Below are 16,181 nucleotides of genomic sequence, written 5' to 3' on the forward strand. Positions count from 1 at the left end.
GCCATCGGCCCGGGGCGCCGCGCGCCGGGGCGGCAGGGCTGGGAGGCTGGGAGTGAGTGCTGCCCGTGAGGTGCCCCTGGCGGAAGGGTGGTGAGCCCCATGGCCGAGACCCACGACAACATCCAAGGACCGATTGTTCCGGCCGTTCAGTGCGCCGATCCCCTGGGAAACCCGCTCCTGCGCACCCGGTTCGCCCTCCCCGCCAGGTCCGCAACCTTCCTTCGGCGCCAGCGGCTGGTCCAGCACCTCGACCAGGCTCTGCGGACTCCGCTGACACTGGTCAACGGGGCGGCCGGGGCCGGTAAAACCCTGCTGGCCGCCGACTGGGCTGCCGGGCTGCGGCCGCCGGTCGCCTGGCTCACCGTCGAAGTGGGGGACCGGCGTCCCGGAGTCTTCTGGGCATACGTCCTTCAGGCACTGCGCGCCTGCGGTGCACCGGTATCCGACGCGGTCGGGACCCCTGCGGACGCGGCCGGGGTGGACCAGAAGCTGCTGGCGGCCCTCGCCGCCGAGCTGAACGACCGCAACCGGCCCGTGGTCCTCGTCCTCGACGAATACGACCGTGTGACGGCCCCGGAGGTCGCGGAGCAGCTGGAGTTCGTCCTGCACCACGCGGGGGGCGGACTGCACCTCGTCCTGGTCACCCGCACCGAACCGCTGCTTCCGCTGCACCGTTACCGCGCGGCCGGCGAGCTGACGGAGATCCGCGGCGCTGAGCTGGCCTTCACCGCCGAGGAGGCCGTCGCACTGCTGGAGCTGCACGGTCTGAGCCTTCCGGTCCACGCCGCGGGTGCCCTGGTGGACCGCCTCCGGGGCTGGGCCGCCGGCCTACGCCTGTCCGCCCTGGCCGCTCGAGAGAGCGCCGACCCGGAGCTCTACCTGAAGGAGTTCGAAGCGGACCACAGTACGGTCGCGGATTTCCTGCTGGCCGAAGTTCTCAAGAGACAGCCGGACGAGACACAGGACCTTCTGATGCGGGTGAGTGTCCTGGAGCGTTTCTGCCCGGACCTGGCCAACGCGCTGACCCTCCGTGCCGATGCCGAGCCCATCCTCGCCGGGCTGCATCGCGACAACGCTTTCGTCGAGCACCTCGGGCACGCGTGGTACCAGCTCCACCCGCTGTTCGGGGAGATCCTCCGGGCCCACCTGCGGGTGCGCCTGCCCGGGGTGGAGCCGGAACTGCACCGGCGGGGCGCGCGATGGCTGCGCCGGCACGGCTTCCTGACGGAGACACTCGCGCATGGCGCCGCCGCGGGGGACTGGGATCTGGCCGCCGGTGCGCTCATCGACGACCTGGCGATCGGACAGCTCTTCACCGGCCTGCGCTCGGATGACCTGACCCAGTTGTTCTCCCTCATGGGGCCCGAGGCCAGGAGTCCTGCGACAGACCTGGTCCGCGCGGCGCACGACCTGTCCCGGCGTGACCTCGACCGCGGTCTGACTCGCCTGCGCCACGCTGAGGAGCACCTGGCCGACGACCCGGACAGCCTCGCGGCTGCCCGGCTGAGCTGCGCACTGCTGGAAGCTTTGGCAGCCCGGTTCGCCGGGTGTCCTCCGCAGGCCGAGAAGGCCGCCGCAGCCGCCGACGAGCTGCGGCGGGAAGTCCCTGGGCACCTCCTGGACAAGCATCCCGAACTCCACGCTCTGCTGCTGACCCATCTGGGCTCGGTGCGCCTGTGGGCCGGGCATTTCGATGACGCGCGCGCTGCCCTGACCGTCGTGGCCGGTTCTGACGACGGCGCCTGCACCGTGCTGCCCCGGGAAGAGTCGATGGGGCACCTGGCCCTGCTGGACTACCTGAACGGCTGGCTCGGCCGGGCGGAACGCAAGGCCCTGGCGGCGATGTCCGAGGCGGAGCGAGTCGGTCTGCCCCAGCCGTCCGGCTCCGGCATCGAACGGCTGGTCCTGGCCGCCGTGGCCGTCGACCGCCATGAACTGGACCGGGCCCAAGCCCTCCTCGACGAAGTGGACCTCCCCCCGGGAGCGCATGATCCAGTACTGACGGCGGGACAAGCCCTCGCCACCGCTCGTCTGCTGCTGGCCAGAGGCAAGGTACGAGCCGCCGTCGAGGCGGCGAACCCGGCCGTCTCCACCGCCGTGGCATCACCTTGGGCGGCAGGCCATGAAGCACTCATCGTCTCCGCCGCCCACCTGGCCGAAGGACGGCCGGACGAAGCCACCGAGGCACTCCAGCACGTGTCCGGCGACCAGCCGGCGTGCGCCGTGGAGGCCGCGGGGCTCCAGCTCGCCGCAGGGCGTTCCGAGGCGGCCGTCAACCTGCTCGACAGCATCCGCACCCAGGGCGGGACAGGTCCTGCGGTGACGGTGAGGGCAGCACTGGTGAGGGCCCAGGCCGCGGAGTGGGCGGGAGACACCGCCACCGCCCGCAGACTCCTGGCCCAGGCGCTCCTCGACGCCCGGCGCGAGCGGCTGAGGCGTCCGTTCCTCGACGCCGGAGCGTGGATCCGGCCCCTCCTGGCGACGGCCTCACTGCACGAACTGGCGGCGGGCTGGCTCACGCCCGGTCCGGCCCCCGCGCGAAGGAGCGGGCGCTCCGGCGCGGAAGCGCCGCCTGCGCCGCTCGTCGCGGTGGAGCTGAGCGGACGCGAGCGTGACGTCCTGGAGCGGCTGGCCGGGATGATGTCGACGGAGGAGATCGCCGCGGATCTCTACGTGTCGGTGAACACGGTGAAGACCCACCTCAAGAGCGTGTTCCGGAAGCTTGCGGTGAACCGGCGAGGCGACGCGGTGCGCCGCGCACGCGAGCTGCGCCTCCTGTGATCGCTTGCCGGACCGCGGGTCGGCAGGACGCTCGTCCGGCGCGGAAGACCGTTCAGGGGACGGGCGGCAGCGTCTGCTCGGTCCAGATCGTCTTGCCCGGAACCGCGTACCGCGTGCCCCACGCCTGGGCGAGCTGGGCAGCGATGAACAGCCCGCGTCCACCCTCCTCCGCCGCGCCGGCGTGCCGCAGGTGGGGGGAGGCCGACCCGGCGTCCCGCACCTCGCACGTCAGACTGCGGTCAAGGATCAGGCGGAGCTCGATGGGAGGGCTTCCGTACCGCACGGCATTGGTGACGAGTTCGCTGATGATGAGCAGGGTGTCGTCCGCCGTCTCGTCGTCCACGTCCCACGCGGCGAGCCGTTCGCGGGTACGGCGTCGCGCGTCGGCGACGGCCGCGGGATCCGGGTCGAGCTGCCACGAAGCACATCGCTCGGGTGGAAACGACCGGGTGCGCGCGACGAGCACGGCCGCGTCGCCGATGCCCAAGTCCGCCGGAAGCGCGTACACGAGTGCGTCGCACAGGTCCTGGAGCGTGCGATCGCGGAAGTGGGGTGCCAAGGTCAGCGGCCCTGAGACTTCTGCCAGGTACGACGTGAGCACCGGATCACTGGTGAAGACCAGCACGCTGCCGTCCGGCACTTCCACCTCGCTGGCCGCGAAGAGCGCGTCCTGCGCCGTGCCCAGGCGAGGCCCGGCCATCGTGGCGGGGACGGCCACGGTGGCGTCGGGGCGCACGACGAGCGGGGTGAGACCGCCGGCCGTAGCGAGGGTGCAGGTGCCGGTGAGGGGATCGTGGACCGCGTACACACAGTCGACGGTGAGTGCTTCGCGGCGCAGCGGATCCACAAGGGGGAGGCCGGCGCGTTCGGCGGCCAGCTGACCGGCGGTGCCGTGCATCCGCGCCAAGAGCTCCTCGGGAGGCAGGTCGAACGCCGCCAACGAGCGCACGGCGGTGCGCAACTGGCCCATGGACGCGGCCGCGTTGAGGCCGCGTCCGGACACGTTGCCGACGACCAGGGCGGTGCGGGCGCTGGAGAGGGCGATCGTGTCGTACCAGGCGCCGGGGTTGGCGCCTGTGAGGGAGAGGTAGGCGGCCTCGAGCCAGGCGTGGGTTTCCGGGCGGCGGGGCAGCAACTGGCGCTGCACCGTTGCCGCGACGGTGTGCTCGCGCGAGTAGCGGCGCGCGTTGTCGATGCAGAGGGCCGTGTGGGCGGCCAGTTCGACCGCCAGTTCCTGGTCGCCGGCGTCGAAGGCGGGAGACTGCCCGGCGCGATACAGACTGACCAGGCCGAGGGCCGCGTCGCGCAGCGTCAGGGGGACGACGAGGAGGGAGTGGGCCTGCGTCGAGCGGATCGTCTCCGCCCGCGCGGGATCGACGGACAGCCACGGGGTGGCGGCCTCCAGGGGGACCATGCGGGGACGCAGGTCGGCGAGGGCCTGGGTGAAGGGCGTGGGGACGGGCAGACCGCAAACGTCCCCCACCGCAGGGGCCTGGGGCGGGTGCGGCAGGCTGCTGCGGAACGCGGTGCGCATCACGGGTGTGCCCGGCGGCAGTGGGGCCAGTGGCGGGTCGTTGCCGCGGATCACCGCGTCCACCACCTCCACGACCGCGACATCAGCGAAAGCGGGGACCACGGCGGTCACGAACTCCTCCCCGGTCACCGTGGGATCCAGTGTGAGACCCACGCCCCTTCGTACGGCGTCGAGCACGTCGGCACGAGCCCGGGCCCGCTCGCGTTCGGTGACGTCGACCACGGCGACCGCCACGCCGAGCACCCGTCCGTCCGGGCTCTGCAGGCGCAGCGCGGTCACCTCGTAGTCCCGCGGTTCCCCCTCGACGCGGGCACGGACGATGCGTCCCCGCACCGGCACGCCGGTGTCCAGGACCTCGTGCAGAAGTGCCTCGACATCGGCGTCGACCATGCCGTAGACCTGGCGGGCCGGACGACCCGTGAGCTCGTCCGCGGCCAGATCTTGCATGGCTGGAGTCGCGGTGTTGACCCGTACCACCCGCAACGCGGTGTCCAGCAGATGAAGCCCGATCGGTGACTGCTCGAACAACGCGTCCAGCATCGCAAGGGCTGTCTCGCCCGCCACCCGGCCGGCAGCGTCGTGTGCCATGAATCGCCTCCCGATACCCTCCGGCGCACCGCCGCCGAGCACCCGCACGTCCTTCCAGCGTCCTCCGCACACCGGGCCGCTGCATCCGCGGGCGCGAGCCGTGGGCGGAGAGCCGCAGCCCTCGGGAGGACTCACCCGCAGCGGGGGAGGCCGGCACGGTCCGTTGTGGCCATGGTGGGCATACACCGGGCGCTCCAAGGCGACCGGCACGTGCCGCCGGAAGGAGCACCGATCATGCGACGCTATCCGCCGATCGCCGATCACGGGATGGTCGGCGACTTGCAGACCGCCGCACTGATCTCCTCCGACGGCACGGTCGACTGGCTGTGCGCGCCCAGGTTCGACTCGCCCAGCGTGTTCGCCTCGCTGCTCGACCACGACCGCGGCGGCCACTTCAGCATCTGGGCTGACACTCCACGGCCCCCGATCCAGCTGTACCTCCAGGACACCGCTGTGCTGGTGACCCGCTTCCTCGCGGAGGAAGGCGTCGGTGAGGTGGTCGACTTCATGCCGGTGGAGAACCCGGAGCGAGCGGCGGGGCGGCATCGGCTGGTCCGCATCCTGCGGGTGACGCGCGGCCGGCTCCGCTTCACCCTTCAGTGCCGCCCCCGCTTCGACTACGGCCGTGCCGGCCACCGGCTCGATCTCGCCGAGGACGCCGTCCGTTTCGACGGGCCCGCCGTCCGGGCCACGCTGCAGACCGTCGGCCCGGTGATATGGACCGGGGAGGGAGATGACGCCCGGGGCGAAGTGTTCCTGGGGCCGGACGACTTCGCCGCCGTCGTCCTGACGATCGAGGATTCGCCCGATGCCCCGCAGCCACCGCTGAGCCGGGCGGACGTGGTGACGCTGTTCGAGCAGACCCGAGACTTCTGGCACACCTGGGTCCGCCGCAGCCGGTACCGGGGACGCTGGCAGGACATGGTGAACCGAGCGGCCATCACGCTCAAGCTGCTCACGTACGCGCCCACCGGAGCGCCCGTCGCGGCCCCCACGATGGGGCTGCCGGAGCAGATCGGCGGAGGACGCAACTGGGACTACCGCTACACGTGGGTCCGGGACGGCTCGATGTCGGTCGGCGCGCTGCTGGGGCTCGGCTATCTCGAGGAAGCGCACGCCTTCCGCAGCTGGCTGGGCGACCGGCTCAAGGCGAACCGTACGGTCAGCGGTGAACCCCTGCAGATCATGTACCGGATCGACGGCGACCCGCACCTGCCGGAAGAGGTCCTCGACCACCTGGAGGGCTACCGGGGATCCGCACCGGTACGCGTGGGCAACGAGGCGGCGGGCCAGCTCCAGCTCGATATCTACGGAGAGGCGGCCCTCGCCCTGTCCCAGGCGGCCGAGGACACCGCCCACGTCCCGCCGTACGACGGCTGGCAGTCCCTTGCCGGTGTGCTCGACTGGCTGGTCACAGCGTGGGACCGGCCCGACGAGGGAATCTGGGAGACGCGGGGCGGGCAGAAGGACTTCACCTACAGCCGGCTGATGTGCTGGGCGGCCTTCGACCGAGGCATCCGCATGGCCCGCGACTTCGCCCGTCCCGCCGACATCGCGGGGTGGAGCGCGGCACGGGACGACATCCTGCGCCAGGTGATGGAACGGGGCTGGAGCCCTGGGCGCCAGGCCTTCGTCCAGCACTACGACGACGTCACCCTCGACGCGTCCCTGCTGCTCATGCCCTCCGTCGGATTCATCGCGCCGGACGATCCGCGCTGGCTGTCCACGTTGGACGCGATGGACCAGGAACTCGTCTCCGACAGCCTCGTCTACCGCTACGACCCCGAGGCGTCCCCGGACGGCCTGCGCGGCAGCGAGGGCACGTTCTCGCTGTGCAGCTTCCTCCACGTGGACGCGCTCGCGCGGGCGGGACGGCTCGGACAGGCCCGGTATGCCTTCGACAAGATGCTCACGTACGCCAATCACGGCGGTCTGTTCGCGGAGGAAATAGGTCCCACGGGAGAGCAACTCGGCAACTTCCCGCAGGCTTTCACCCACCTCGCGCTGATCACGGCCGCGCTCTCCCTCGACGAGCAGATGGACGCCGCTCGCTGAAGCATCACCTGGGACGGGTGTGCGGGCCGGACACCACCCGTCCGAGCCCCTGCGGAAATCAGGCCCTTCCCCCTTCCCGGGTGAGGCGCGAGGCGGGTGACATCGGGTGCGATGGATGGGCGGCAGCACCTGCCCCGCCTGGTGCGCGGCGACTGCGCCGGCACTCCGGGCCTACTCGGCGAGGTGGACAGCGTGAAGCACTGGCGGGCTCTGATCGTCCTCGGTACGGCCCAGTTCCTGATGGTTCTGGACACCTCCGTCATGAACGTGTCCATCAGTCAGCTGGTCGAGGACTTCGACACAGAGGTCACCGCCATCCAGGCCGTCATCACCCTGTACGCGCTGGTCATGGCCGCGTTCATGATCATCGGTGGCAGGTTCGGGGACATCCTGGGGCGCCGCCGCATGTTCCTTGTGGGGCTGTCCGTCTACGGTGTGGGATCGGCCCTGACAGCGGTGGCGCCCACGCTGTGGGTCCTCACGCTGGGCTGGTCGGTCATCGAGGGACTCGGGGCGGCCATGGTGCTGCCGGCCATGGCCGCTCTCGTCGCGGAGTCGTACCGCGGGCGGGACCGGGCCATCGCCTACGCGGTCATCGGCGGGCTCGCCGGCGCCGGAATCGCGGTCGGTCCGCTCCTGGGCGGCTGGGTGACGACGTATCTCACCTGGCGGCTGGTTTTCGCCGGCGAGGTCGTGGTCGTCGTGGCCGTCCTGCTGTGCCGCCGGGTGATCGCGACGTCCGCCCCGACCGGCCCACGCCCCCGGCTGGACTGGGTCGGGGCGGTGCTCTCCGCGACCGGGCTGGGGCTGGGTGTGCTCGGGGTCCTGCAGAGCAGCACCTGGGGATGGGTGCAGCCGCGCAACCCGCCCTTCACCGTCCTCGGTTTCGCCCCGACCCTGTTCGTCGTCGGCCTCGGGGTGGCCGTCCTGGCCCTCTTCCGGTGGTGGGAGCGGCGGCGGGAGCTGCATGGGGCCGACCCCCTCGTGCATCTCTCCCTGCTGGGCAAGCCCGTGCTGCGGTCCGGGCTGATGACGCTGCTGAGCCAGAACCTCATCCTGCTGGGGCTGTTCTTCACGATTCCGCTGTACTTGCAGGTGGTGCAGGGCTTCGACGCCTTCGAGACGGGGCTGCGTCTGCTCCCGGTGTCCGCCACCATGCTGGTGACCTCCCTGTCCGCGTCCTCGCTGGGCCGGGTGTGGGGGGCGCGCCGGGTGGTCCGGCTGGCCCTGGCGACCCTGACGGCGGCCATCGTGTGGCTGCTGGCCACCATCGACCCGGTCATCGACGACGGGCAGTTCGCCGGAGCGATGGCCCTGCTGGGCGTGGGCGTGGGCCTGCTCGCCTCACAACTGGGCAACGTCGTCCAGTCCGGCGTCGGCGAGGACGAACGCAGTGAGGCGGGAGGACTCCAGTTCACGGCACAGAATCTGGGCTCCGCGCTGGGCACCGCGCTCATCGGGTCGATCCTGATCGGTGCGCTGGCCCACGCCTTCACCTCGCAGGTGACGGACGACCCGCGGCTGTCCGAACAGACCCGTGACGAGGTCGGTGTCGCTCTTGAGGCCGGGGTCACCTTCGTCCCCACCGATCAGGTGCGCTCGGCGGCCGAGAGTGCGGGTCTGCCGCCGGCCCAGGTCGACGCCGTCGCGGACTCCTACGCCTCCGCGCAGCTGGACGGCCTGAAGGCGGCGGTCCTGGCGACTGGTGGCATCGCTCTCGCCAGCTTCCTGGTCACGCCGAACCTGCCGACCGCCAAGGGAAGCCGTCAGCGGCGGCCGGATACCGATGTTCCGGCCGGTGCGGTCGGAGAGACGCGCTGAGTGCGGAGGGAGCCACCGGTGTCCAGGATGAGAGTCACGACCGACCCGGCCCGGAGGGAGCACCGTGCCGAGCGCCGAGCCCGCGCGGACTACACGGGCGGCGTCTACGGTTCCATGCTCGCGGCTTCCGTGGTGGTCGGCGCCGGCTCCCTGGGCTCGTTCCCCCGCGCCGAGTTGGTGGTGCTGCTGTTGCTCACCGGTGTGGTGTTCTGGATCGGCCACGTGCATGCCCAGCTCTTCGGGGCGCGCCTGGCGCAACAGGCTCCGGACCGCCGGGTCGTATGGAACGTGTGCCGTGAGGAGTGGCCGATCGTCAAGGCGGCCATCCCGCCGGCCGCCGCGGTGCTTGCCGGTCCGCTCTTCGGTCTGGACGTGCGAGGTTCCCTCTGGCTGGCTCTCTGTGTCGCCGTGGCGGGCCAGGTGGGCTGGTCCGTGGCTGCGGCACGCCGCGCCGGTGCTTCGCCACGGCTCATGGTCGTCACCGCATCGGTCAACCTGTTGCTCGGCCTGCTGATCGTTTCCTTCAAGATCTTTCTGAAGCATTGAGCACCGCCGCCCGGTCGCCGGGCGACGGTCACCTCTACCGGGTGAGGCCCCAAGGAGCACAAAGGCCGACGATCGTAGGGAAGGGGCGCCGTCCGCCTGTTCGAGGCAGTCCAGGAAGGACCGTTCGTGCGCTACGAGATCCGAGTCGAGGGACACCTGTCGGAAACGATGGCCAAGGCGTTTCCGGAGCTTGGTCATGTGGTGATGTCCGGCCAGACCATCCTGTTCGGACCCGTCGTGGACGAAGCGCACCTGTACGGACTGCTGGCCCGCTGCCAGTCACTGGGACTGCGGGTGTTGGAGATGCGCCCCCTGCCGGAGTGACGGGCCAGGTCCGCCGCCATGATCGCGTCCGCGCCACGATCGAAGCGAACGCCGACTCGAGCATGCGGCCGTACCGGATCGGCGCCAACTCCGTTACCGGCTCGGCTGACTGACGCTCCACCACCTCGACGGGGCTCAGTCGCTGGTGTGCGGTCTCGTACCAACCGTGCGACGAACGCGGTGCCCGTCTCGCTCTTTCCTGCCGTATGTCGCCCGTTCGGCCAGAGACACGGACGTAGTGAAAGTGCTTGGAACGGCCATGGTCGCGCCTCCTTGTCGGGCGTTGCGGCGTCAGCCCCGGAAGGCGCCTCGGCCGACGGCTCGCGGAGCTGCTGGCGCAGCCCGGCCTCAGCAGGCCGCCCAGGGGCAGCGCCGACGGGCCAGCCGTACGGTGCTCGTCCGGAGACAGCGGGTAGCAGGCGGTGACCAGGCCGACCGCGAGGAAAACGGCCTCCGCCTCGCCGCCGTGGCGGCGTCGAGGGCTCACCCGTGGTGGGTGAGCCGGTCACCGGGCAGCGGCCTGACCCTGAAGCGGTCAGGCGTTCGCACACTGCCCTCCCCCCGCCTCGTCAGCTTGCGGAGGCGACGGCTGATCACGTGAGGAGGAGCCATGTCCATGCCGCATGATCCGGCATCACACACCCGACAGGAACAAAGGCCCGACAGTGCGGCCCCCGATCCGATGGGCGACTCCGCGGACGTACTCGGGCGGCTCGGCCGTTCCTGGACCTGGATGTTGGGCGCGGCCCTGGCGACCTTGGTGCCGGGCCTCCTGATACTCGTCTGGCCGGACGCGACCCTGCACGTCCTGGCGGTCCTCATCGGCCTGTACCTGTTGTTGACCGGGGCGTTCCGGTTCGTGGGCGTCTTCGCGCGGGCGGCGGACGAACGGGTGCCGGGACTGCTCCTGGCCGTGCTGTACGTCCTTGCCGGGGTGCTGTGCCTGCGGAACCCGCTGCAGACGATCGCCGCGCTGTCATTGATCACCGGAGGTGTCTGGCTCGTGTCCGGCATCCTCACCCTCTACACGGCCGTCGCCGTCCGGGACCTGCCGCACCGCGGCGTCGTCATGCTCGTCGCGGTGCTCGGGATCGTCGCGGGGATCGTGGTGCTCGCCCTGCCTACCGAGTCGGCCCGCGCCCTGACACGGCTGCTCGGCCTGTGGCTCGTCCTGCTCGGCCTCGGCGAGGCACTGGTCGCCCTGGCGTGGCGGGCCGCGCTCGCGAAGACGTCCACGGCAGGACCGCGCGCCCCCGCCGGGAGCGCCTGATGCCCTGCCCGCCGCTCCGGCGGGCCTGACAGACGCACCCACCGGCCCCGCACGGTCTCCTCCCACTGCGTCATCCCGAGCGGCGACCGTCGCGGCCGGGGCGGCGCACCCACGGAAAGGGAGCATCCATGAACCCGGCCGCCACCCCGGACCCGCCGGACCCCGGCGGAGCCTCCCACCAGGAACATGTCATGACCGCCGAGGAACGAGCGGAATACGAGCGACTGCGCCGTCACGCTGCGACACGCCACCGGCGGCTGCGCCAGGTCGGCTCCTCGGTCCTGCTTCTGCTGGCCCTGCTGCTCGCGCCCCTGGCCGTAGCCGCGGCCTGGGTCCAGGACACGGTCTCCGACACCGACCGGTACGTCGATACCGTCGCTCCGCTGGCGTCCGAGCCGGCCGTGCAGGACGTCGTGATCAACCGGCTCACGAACCGCGTCGTCGCCAACGTGGACGTCGCGGCGGTGACGGACTCGCTCAGCAAGGCGCTCCAGGAGTCCGGAGCGCCACCGCGCGTCGTGGCGGGGGCAGAGTCCCTCGAAGGACCGCTGCGCAGCGCGGTCAGAAGCGTCGTCGACCGCACCATCACCCGTGTGATCACCGGCGACGCCTTCCAGCAGGCGTGGGAGGGCGCCAACCGGCGCTCGCACGCCGCGGTGGTGAACATGCTCACCGGCCAACGCGAAGGTGCCGTGCGCGCCGAGGGCGACACGGTCCAGCTGGACGTCGGAGAGGTCATCAACGAAGTACGGGAGCGGCTCGTCGCCGCGGGCTTCGACAAGGCAGCCGCCATCCCGGACACGGACCGGACCATCACGCTGTTCCAGACCGAGGAACTGGGCAAGGCACAGGACATGATGCGGCTGCTGGACATCCTCGGTACCTGGCTGCCCGTCCTGACCATCGCGCTCGCCGCGCTCGCCGTCTGGACCAATCCGGCACACCGAGTGATGGTGATGATCACTGCGCTCGGCGTGGCCGTGATGATGGGGGTGCTGCTCATCGCGCTCGCCGTCGCCAGAAGGGTCTACCTGGACTCGGTCCCGCCCACGGCACTGCCCACCGACGCGGCCGCGGCGATCTACGACACGTTCGTCCGCTTCCTGCGCGACAGCACGCGCACCCTGCTGGTCCTGGCAGTGATCATTGCGCTGGTCGCCTACCTGTACGGTCCCGGACGCCCCGCGCGCGCCCTCCGCGCGGTGACAGGTCGGGGAACGACTGCCGCCGGCCAGCGGCTGAGCCACGCCGGACTGCGCACCGGGGCCACCGGCCGCTGGCTGACAGACAACCGGGCATGGACTACCGGCGGTGTCATCGCTGCCGGAGCCCTCGTCCTGGTGCTCTGGAACCACCCCACGGTCGGGGGAGTGGTGCTGGTTCTCGGCATCGCCCTGGTGGTCGTGCTCATCCTGGCGATCCTCGCGGCGGCCGCCGGACCGGCCGGCCATGCGGGGGACCGGGCGACGGAACGGGCGGCCCCGTGAGCCATGATCGGGAAACCCGGCCCGGGGCACACATCCCGCAGCCGCACGGTCGCGCGGGCCGCGGCAGCCCTGCAGTCCGGGGCCGCGGCCCGGCTGCTGACCCGCCTGTCGGCACTCAATGTCGTGGAGGGCTCCGTCCGGCTCGCCGCGCAGGCATTCCTCACCGCGCTGCCGCTGCTGATGACCGTCGCGGCGTTCGCTCCCGGCTGGCTGCAGGACCTGCTGGCCGACTCTCTCAGGGCCGTTCTGGGAGTGCGTGGCGACACCCTCGACGAACTGCGGAAGGTCTTCTCCGCGACTGGCACGACAGGGAAGACCGCCGGAGGCGCGGGTGTCATCGTGACGCTTGTGTCGGCCACGGCGTTCAGCCGGGCACTTCAGGCGGTGTGCGAGCGGTGCTGGCACCTGCCGCGCACACCGGTGCGGGCCGCGCTGTGGCGCTGGCTGCTCTGGCTGGTCGTCTGGCTGGGCTTCCTCCTGCTCCAGGCGCCGCTGCGCAGCGGGTTCGGCGCCGGTGGAGTGACCGGCATCGTGCTGTCCCTGCTCTCGGCGACACTGCTGTGGTGGTGGTCCCAGCATTTCCTGCTGGGCGGCCGGATCGGCTGGTGGAGCCTGTTGCCGGGAGCGCTGCTGGCCGGCACCGGTACGGTCCTGCTGAGCCGGGGCGCCCGCGTTCTGTTGCCCACGGCGATGGAGCGCAGCCTGGACGAGTTCGGCCCCCTGGGCCCCGTCTTCACGTTCCTTTCCTGGCTGATCGCCGTCTTCCTCGTGGCCGTCTCGGGCCTGGCCCTCGGCGAGTACGTCTCCTCCACCACCTGGTATCGGTCGGCCTCCGCACCCCGCGGTGGTGGGCACATCGCCCCCTGACCAGGCCGCCGGAGCGCGTCAACCGGGGTCACGAGGCTGCCGCAGGCTCACCCGCGTCGGGTGAGGCGGAGCGGTCCTTGTCCTGCGCACGCTGAACACAGCAACGGCGGCCGGGCTTGACGCCCGGGACGGAGGAGAGAAATGAGCGCGCAGACGTACCTGGCGTACGACTACCCCCTGCTGAGCGTCTTCTGGAGCATGCTCCTGTTCTTCCTGTGGATCATGTGGTTCGTCCTGCTCTTCCGGATCATCACCGACATCTTCCGTGACGACGCCATGAGCGGCTGGGCGAAGGCCGGATGGATGGTGCTCACCATCCTGCTGCCCTTCCTGGGCGTCTTCATCTACGTGATCGCCCGCGGCAAGAACATGGGCCGCCGGGAGATGGCGCAAGCGCGTGCGCAGCAGGAGGAGTTCAACAGCTACATCAGGCAGACCGCGGCCGGCGGGACCAGCAGCGTAGACGAACTCGCCAGGCTGTCCGAGATCCGCTCCCACGGCGACATCACGGACGAGGAGTTCCGCAGGGCGAAGGAACTGGTCCTCGCCGGCCACGGCCCGACGGAACCCACGGGCTCCACCTCCCGGACCGCCCCTCACTGAGCATCCGGACCACACGAAACGAGGCTCAAGATGACCGCCACACACTCCCGGCCGGCACACACGGCGAAGCAGGAATGGGCAACCGGCCTGACAGCCTTCGCGGCCGTGATGCTCTTCCTCGTCGGCCTGCTCGACCTCTTCCGGGGCATCATGGCCATCGCCGAGGACGACATCTTCGTCACCACGCGCAACTACGTGTTCGAGTTCGACCTGACCGGCTGGGGCTGGATCCACCTCGCCCTGGGCGTGGTGGCCGTGATCGTCAGCATCGGGCTGCTCCGGACCTCGACCTGGGCGCGCGTTCTCGGCGTGGCCATCGCCGGACTCGTCATCATCGCCAACTTCCTCTCCCTTCCGTACTACCCGGTGTGGTCGGTCGTGATGATCGCCATCTCGGCCTTCATCATCTGGGCGCTGTGCGTGGTCCCGCGCGGCAACCTCTACGACCTGTCAGAGGAGGGCCAGATGCAGGACGAGCGCCCACCGCGCAGGGTGTGACGACCTGCATCTGGCGGCACCAACACCTCATCGACACCGGACAGTTGTCCGGCCTGAACAGCAGCGCCCTTGTCCGAACCGGCCGCGGCCCGCCCTGAAACGCGAAGGGCGGGTCCTTGGCCGTCCAGGCTTGCTACCGGGCGGTGGGCCTTGAGTGCAGCTGGTCGCTGGGGAGGCCCACACTCGACCAGGCGTCAACGACCCCCTCAGTCAATGGGGACGAAGGTCCCCGCGCTCTCCTACGGCCTGGTGGAGCACCTGCGCATCCAGGACATGCTCCGTCAGTACGGCTGGTCATCGAGGCGCTGCATCCCGCACGGCGGGCGCCAGTTCTCCCTGCACATCGCAGCCGCCCTCAAGCTCGGCGGCAACGAGTCCAACCCGGGCGAGTTCCAGCCCACCGGCGGCTTCGCCGACGACACCGTCGTCGAGAAGAGCCGCGTCGGCCTGACCGGCACCCCCGGCATCGGCTTCGAGAGCAAAGCCGCCTTCTACAAGGCGCTGCGCGCCCTGCACAGCTGACCGTCGCCGCAGGCCGTCTTCCATACCGGCGGCCTGCGGTCAGATGACCGTCGGGACGTGTCGCTGCGAGCGCCCTCGGTGTCGGCCGTACGAGGGGCTTCGCGCGGGCGGGAGAGGATCAGGTACACGAGCTCGGAGCCGGTCAACACCGAGGGCCTGTCCAGCCGTTGTGGTCCCGTCGGCTCGTCGTCGGTCTTGTGAGGAGGGGCTGGACAGCATTCGTCACGGTGCGGGAGCGGCCCCCGCTCACAACCGGCGCGTGAACTCCTGGCGGTCGGCGAAGTTCTCGTAGCCTGCCCGTTCGAAAGCCATGATCATGGCGGTGTTGGCCGCGTCGCAGTCGCCGCGGATCTCCTCGGCGCCCGCTTCGACCAGCAGCCGCGTGCCGCGGGTCACCACCGCCGTCGCGTAGCCGTTGCCGCGGCAGGCGGGGGACACAGCCACCAGGCCGATCACGGCGGCCGAGGGGTTTCGGGCGGGGAGGCTGAGGGCGGCCGGCGTGCCGTCCGGAGCGTAGCCGAGTTCCCACCACGAGGGCTCGTACGACAACTCCTCCATGTCCGCGAAGAGGCTCTCCGCGGCACGCCGGGCGCCATCCCGGGCGACCTTGGCGGCGAGTTGGGCGTCGGCGCTGGTCGGCAATGCCTCGGCGAGGAGAGCGATGAACGGCTCGCGGCCCAGACTGGGCAGGGAGTGCCAGGTCAATCGGTTGTCATGCGAGGGGAGTTCTCCCCCGGAGCGGCGGCGGTAGCGGCGACCGTCACGGGCCCGCTCGAAGCCCGCCAGACGGAGAAGCTCGGCGCGCCGTTCCGGCTCCGCCTGGAACTGCGGCGGCTGCGTCGGCGAGTCAATGACGTGCTCCAGCTCACTGGCTCCGAGCGAGCCGGCCAGGGCGACGGCCTCGGCCAGCAGCGCCTGGCCGGTGGCCAGGCCGGGTTCGTCCCACGGTGCCTCAAGGAGCACCAGGGCCATCGGGACGTCGTTCCCGGGGAGGGTCCACAGCGCGGTGGCGGCGGTGAGCCGACCGGCCTCGTCCTCCGCGACCAGGCACCACTCCGGCCGGGTGCACTTCTTGGCGAGCAGGTCGGTGAGGTAGGCGGCCGTTCCGGCGTTGCGCTCGGGCTGGGCGGAGTGCTGGACGAGGGCAGGTAGTTCGTCTGGGCGCGCGATACGTATGGGCATCTGCTGGAAGCATCCTGTCTCTCGATGGCGTAGCTGGCTTTGCACGAAATCGCCGCCCAGTGGCACCGGCGGGCCTGGGACTGGACACTGTCGCCCCCGCCGC

Annotated in this window: 13 protein-coding genes; 11 read left to right on the top strand and 2 right to left on the bottom strand. The window is 71.0% G+C overall.

Going from position 1 to position 16,181, the window contains the following annotated elements; genetic code table 11:
* Positions 1-99 precede the first annotated feature (99 nt).
* The gene (locus tag ACIOHP_RS36115; protein ID WP_401894009.1) at positions 100-2,781 is read left to right on the top strand and encodes a LuxR C-terminal-related transcriptional regulator; all 2,682 of its coding nucleotides are present in this window, start codon (positions 100-102) and stop codon (positions 2,779-2,781) included.
* Positions 2,782-2,833: 52 nt separating this feature from the next.
* Here ACIOHP_RS36115 and ACIOHP_RS36120 read toward each other — a convergent pair whose 3' ends face one another.
* Positions 2,834-4,903 carry a SpoIIE family protein phosphatase gene (locus ACIOHP_RS36120; protein WP_401894010.1) on the bottom strand — a complete coding sequence of 690 codons (2,070 nt, stop codon included), beginning with the start codon at positions 4,901-4,903 and terminating at the stop codon, positions 2,834-2,836.
* A 234-nt stretch (positions 4,904-5,137) separates the two neighbouring features.
* On the opposite strand from ACIOHP_RS36120, the gene ACIOHP_RS36125 reads away from it, so the two are divergent.
* The 10 genes from ACIOHP_RS36125 to ACIOHP_RS36170 all read left to right on the top strand — a co-directional run bounded on the left by ACIOHP_RS36125 (position 5,138) and on the right by ACIOHP_RS36170 (position 14,896).
* A complete protein-coding gene (locus tag ACIOHP_RS36125) occupies positions 5,138-6,958 on the top strand; it encodes a glycoside hydrolase family 15 protein (RefSeq protein WP_401894011.1) in 1,821 nt (606 codons plus the stop codon).
* Between the two features lie 192 nt (positions 6,959-7,150).
* A complete protein-coding gene (locus ACIOHP_RS36130; RefSeq protein WP_401894156.1) occupies positions 7,151-8,779 on the top strand; it encodes an MFS transporter in 1,629 nt (542 codons plus the stop codon).
* A 27-nt stretch (positions 8,780-8,806) separates the two neighbouring features.
* Positions 8,807-9,325 carry a hypothetical protein gene (locus ACIOHP_RS36135; protein WP_401894158.1) on the top strand — a complete coding sequence of 173 codons (519 nt, stop codon included), beginning with the start codon at positions 8,807-8,809 and terminating at the stop codon, positions 9,323-9,325.
* A 126-nt stretch (positions 9,326-9,451) separates the two neighbouring features.
* On the top strand, positions 9,452-9,649 hold the full coding sequence (locus ACIOHP_RS36140) for a hypothetical protein (RefSeq protein WP_307021709.1): 198 nt from the start codon (positions 9,452-9,454) through the stop codon (positions 9,647-9,649).
* A gap of 610 nt (positions 9,650-10,259) precedes the next feature.
* Positions 10,260-10,919 carry a DUF308 domain-containing protein gene (locus tag ACIOHP_RS36145; protein ID WP_361551316.1) on the top strand — a complete coding sequence of 220 codons (660 nt, stop codon included), beginning with the start codon at positions 10,260-10,262 and terminating at the stop codon, positions 10,917-10,919.
* A 128-nt stretch (positions 10,920-11,047) separates the two neighbouring features.
* A complete protein-coding gene (locus ACIOHP_RS36150; RefSeq protein WP_401894013.1) occupies positions 11,048-12,406 on the top strand; it encodes a hypothetical protein in 1,359 nt (452 codons plus the stop codon).
* A 3-nt stretch (positions 12,407-12,409) separates the two neighbouring features.
* A complete protein-coding gene (locus tag ACIOHP_RS36155; RefSeq protein ID WP_401894015.1) occupies positions 12,410-13,273 on the top strand; it encodes a YhjD/YihY/BrkB family envelope integrity protein in 864 nt (287 codons plus the stop codon).
* Positions 13,274-13,414: 141 nt separating this feature from the next.
* A complete protein-coding gene (locus ACIOHP_RS36160; RefSeq protein ID WP_361551324.1) occupies positions 13,415-13,876 on the top strand; it encodes a PLDc N-terminal domain-containing protein in 462 nt (153 codons plus the stop codon).
* 30 nt (positions 13,877-13,906) lie between these two features.
* On the top strand, positions 13,907-14,374 hold the full coding sequence (locus ACIOHP_RS36165) for a hypothetical protein (protein WP_401894017.1): 468 nt from the start codon (positions 13,907-13,909) through the stop codon (positions 14,372-14,374).
* A 213-nt stretch (positions 14,375-14,587) separates the two neighbouring features.
* Positions 14,588-14,896 (top strand): hypothetical protein, encoded by a 309-nt coding sequence (locus ACIOHP_RS36170; protein WP_401894018.1) that lies wholly within the window; start codon positions 14,588-14,590, stop codon positions 14,894-14,896.
* A 246-nt stretch (positions 14,897-15,142) separates the two neighbouring features.
* Here the strand turns inward: ACIOHP_RS36170 and ACIOHP_RS36175 are convergent, their stop codons facing one another.
* Positions 15,143-16,078 (bottom strand): GNAT family N-acetyltransferase, encoded by a 936-nt coding sequence (locus ACIOHP_RS36175; RefSeq protein WP_401894020.1) that lies wholly within the window; start codon positions 16,076-16,078, stop codon positions 15,143-15,145.
* Positions 16,079-16,181: the final 103 nt, after the last annotated feature.

The sequence above is a fragment of the Streptomyces sp. NPDC087859 genome, from assembly GCF_044742595.1.
Classification (GTDB): Bacteria; Actinomycetota; Actinomycetes; order Streptomycetales; family Streptomycetaceae; genus Streptomyces; species Streptomyces canus_F.

Excerpts from the sequence above, each read along its gene's own strand:
- ACIOHP_RS36115 (WP_401894009.1), top strand. The coding sequence starts at position 100 with ATGGCCGAGACCCACGACAACATCCAAGGACCGATTGTTCCGGCCGTT.
- ACIOHP_RS36120 (WP_401894010.1), bottom strand. The coding sequence starts at position 4,903 with ATGGCACACGACGCTGCCGGCCGGGTGGCGGGCGAGACAGCCCTTGCG.
- ACIOHP_RS36125 (WP_401894011.1), top strand. The coding sequence starts at position 5,138 with ATGCGACGCTATCCGCCGATCGCCGATCACGGGATGGTCGGCGACTTG.
- ACIOHP_RS36135 (WP_401894158.1), top strand. The coding sequence starts at position 8,807 with ATGAGAGTCACGACCGACCCGGCCCGGAGGGAGCACCGTGCCGAGCGC.
- ACIOHP_RS36145 (WP_361551316.1), top strand. The coding sequence starts at position 10,260 with ATGTCCATGCCGCATGATCCGGCATCACACACCCGACAGGAACAAAGG.
- ACIOHP_RS36150 (WP_401894013.1), top strand. The coding sequence starts at position 11,048 with ATGAACCCGGCCGCCACCCCGGACCCGCCGGACCCCGGCGGAGCCTCC.
- ACIOHP_RS36155 (WP_401894015.1), top strand. The coding sequence starts at position 12,410 with ATGATCGGGAAACCCGGCCCGGGGCACACATCCCGCAGCCGCACGGTC.
- ACIOHP_RS36160 (WP_361551324.1), top strand. The coding sequence starts at position 13,415 with ATGAGCGCGCAGACGTACCTGGCGTACGACTACCCCCTGCTGAGCGTC.
- ACIOHP_RS36165 (WP_401894017.1), top strand. The coding sequence starts at position 13,907 with ATGACCGCCACACACTCCCGGCCGGCACACACGGCGAAGCAGGAATGG.
- ACIOHP_RS36170 (WP_401894018.1), top strand. The coding sequence starts at position 14,588 with ATGGGGACGAAGGTCCCCGCGCTCTCCTACGGCCTGGTGGAGCACCTG.
- ACIOHP_RS36175 (WP_401894020.1), bottom strand. The coding sequence starts at position 16,078 with ATGCCCATACGTATCGCGCGCCCAGACGAACTACCTGCCCTCGTCCAG.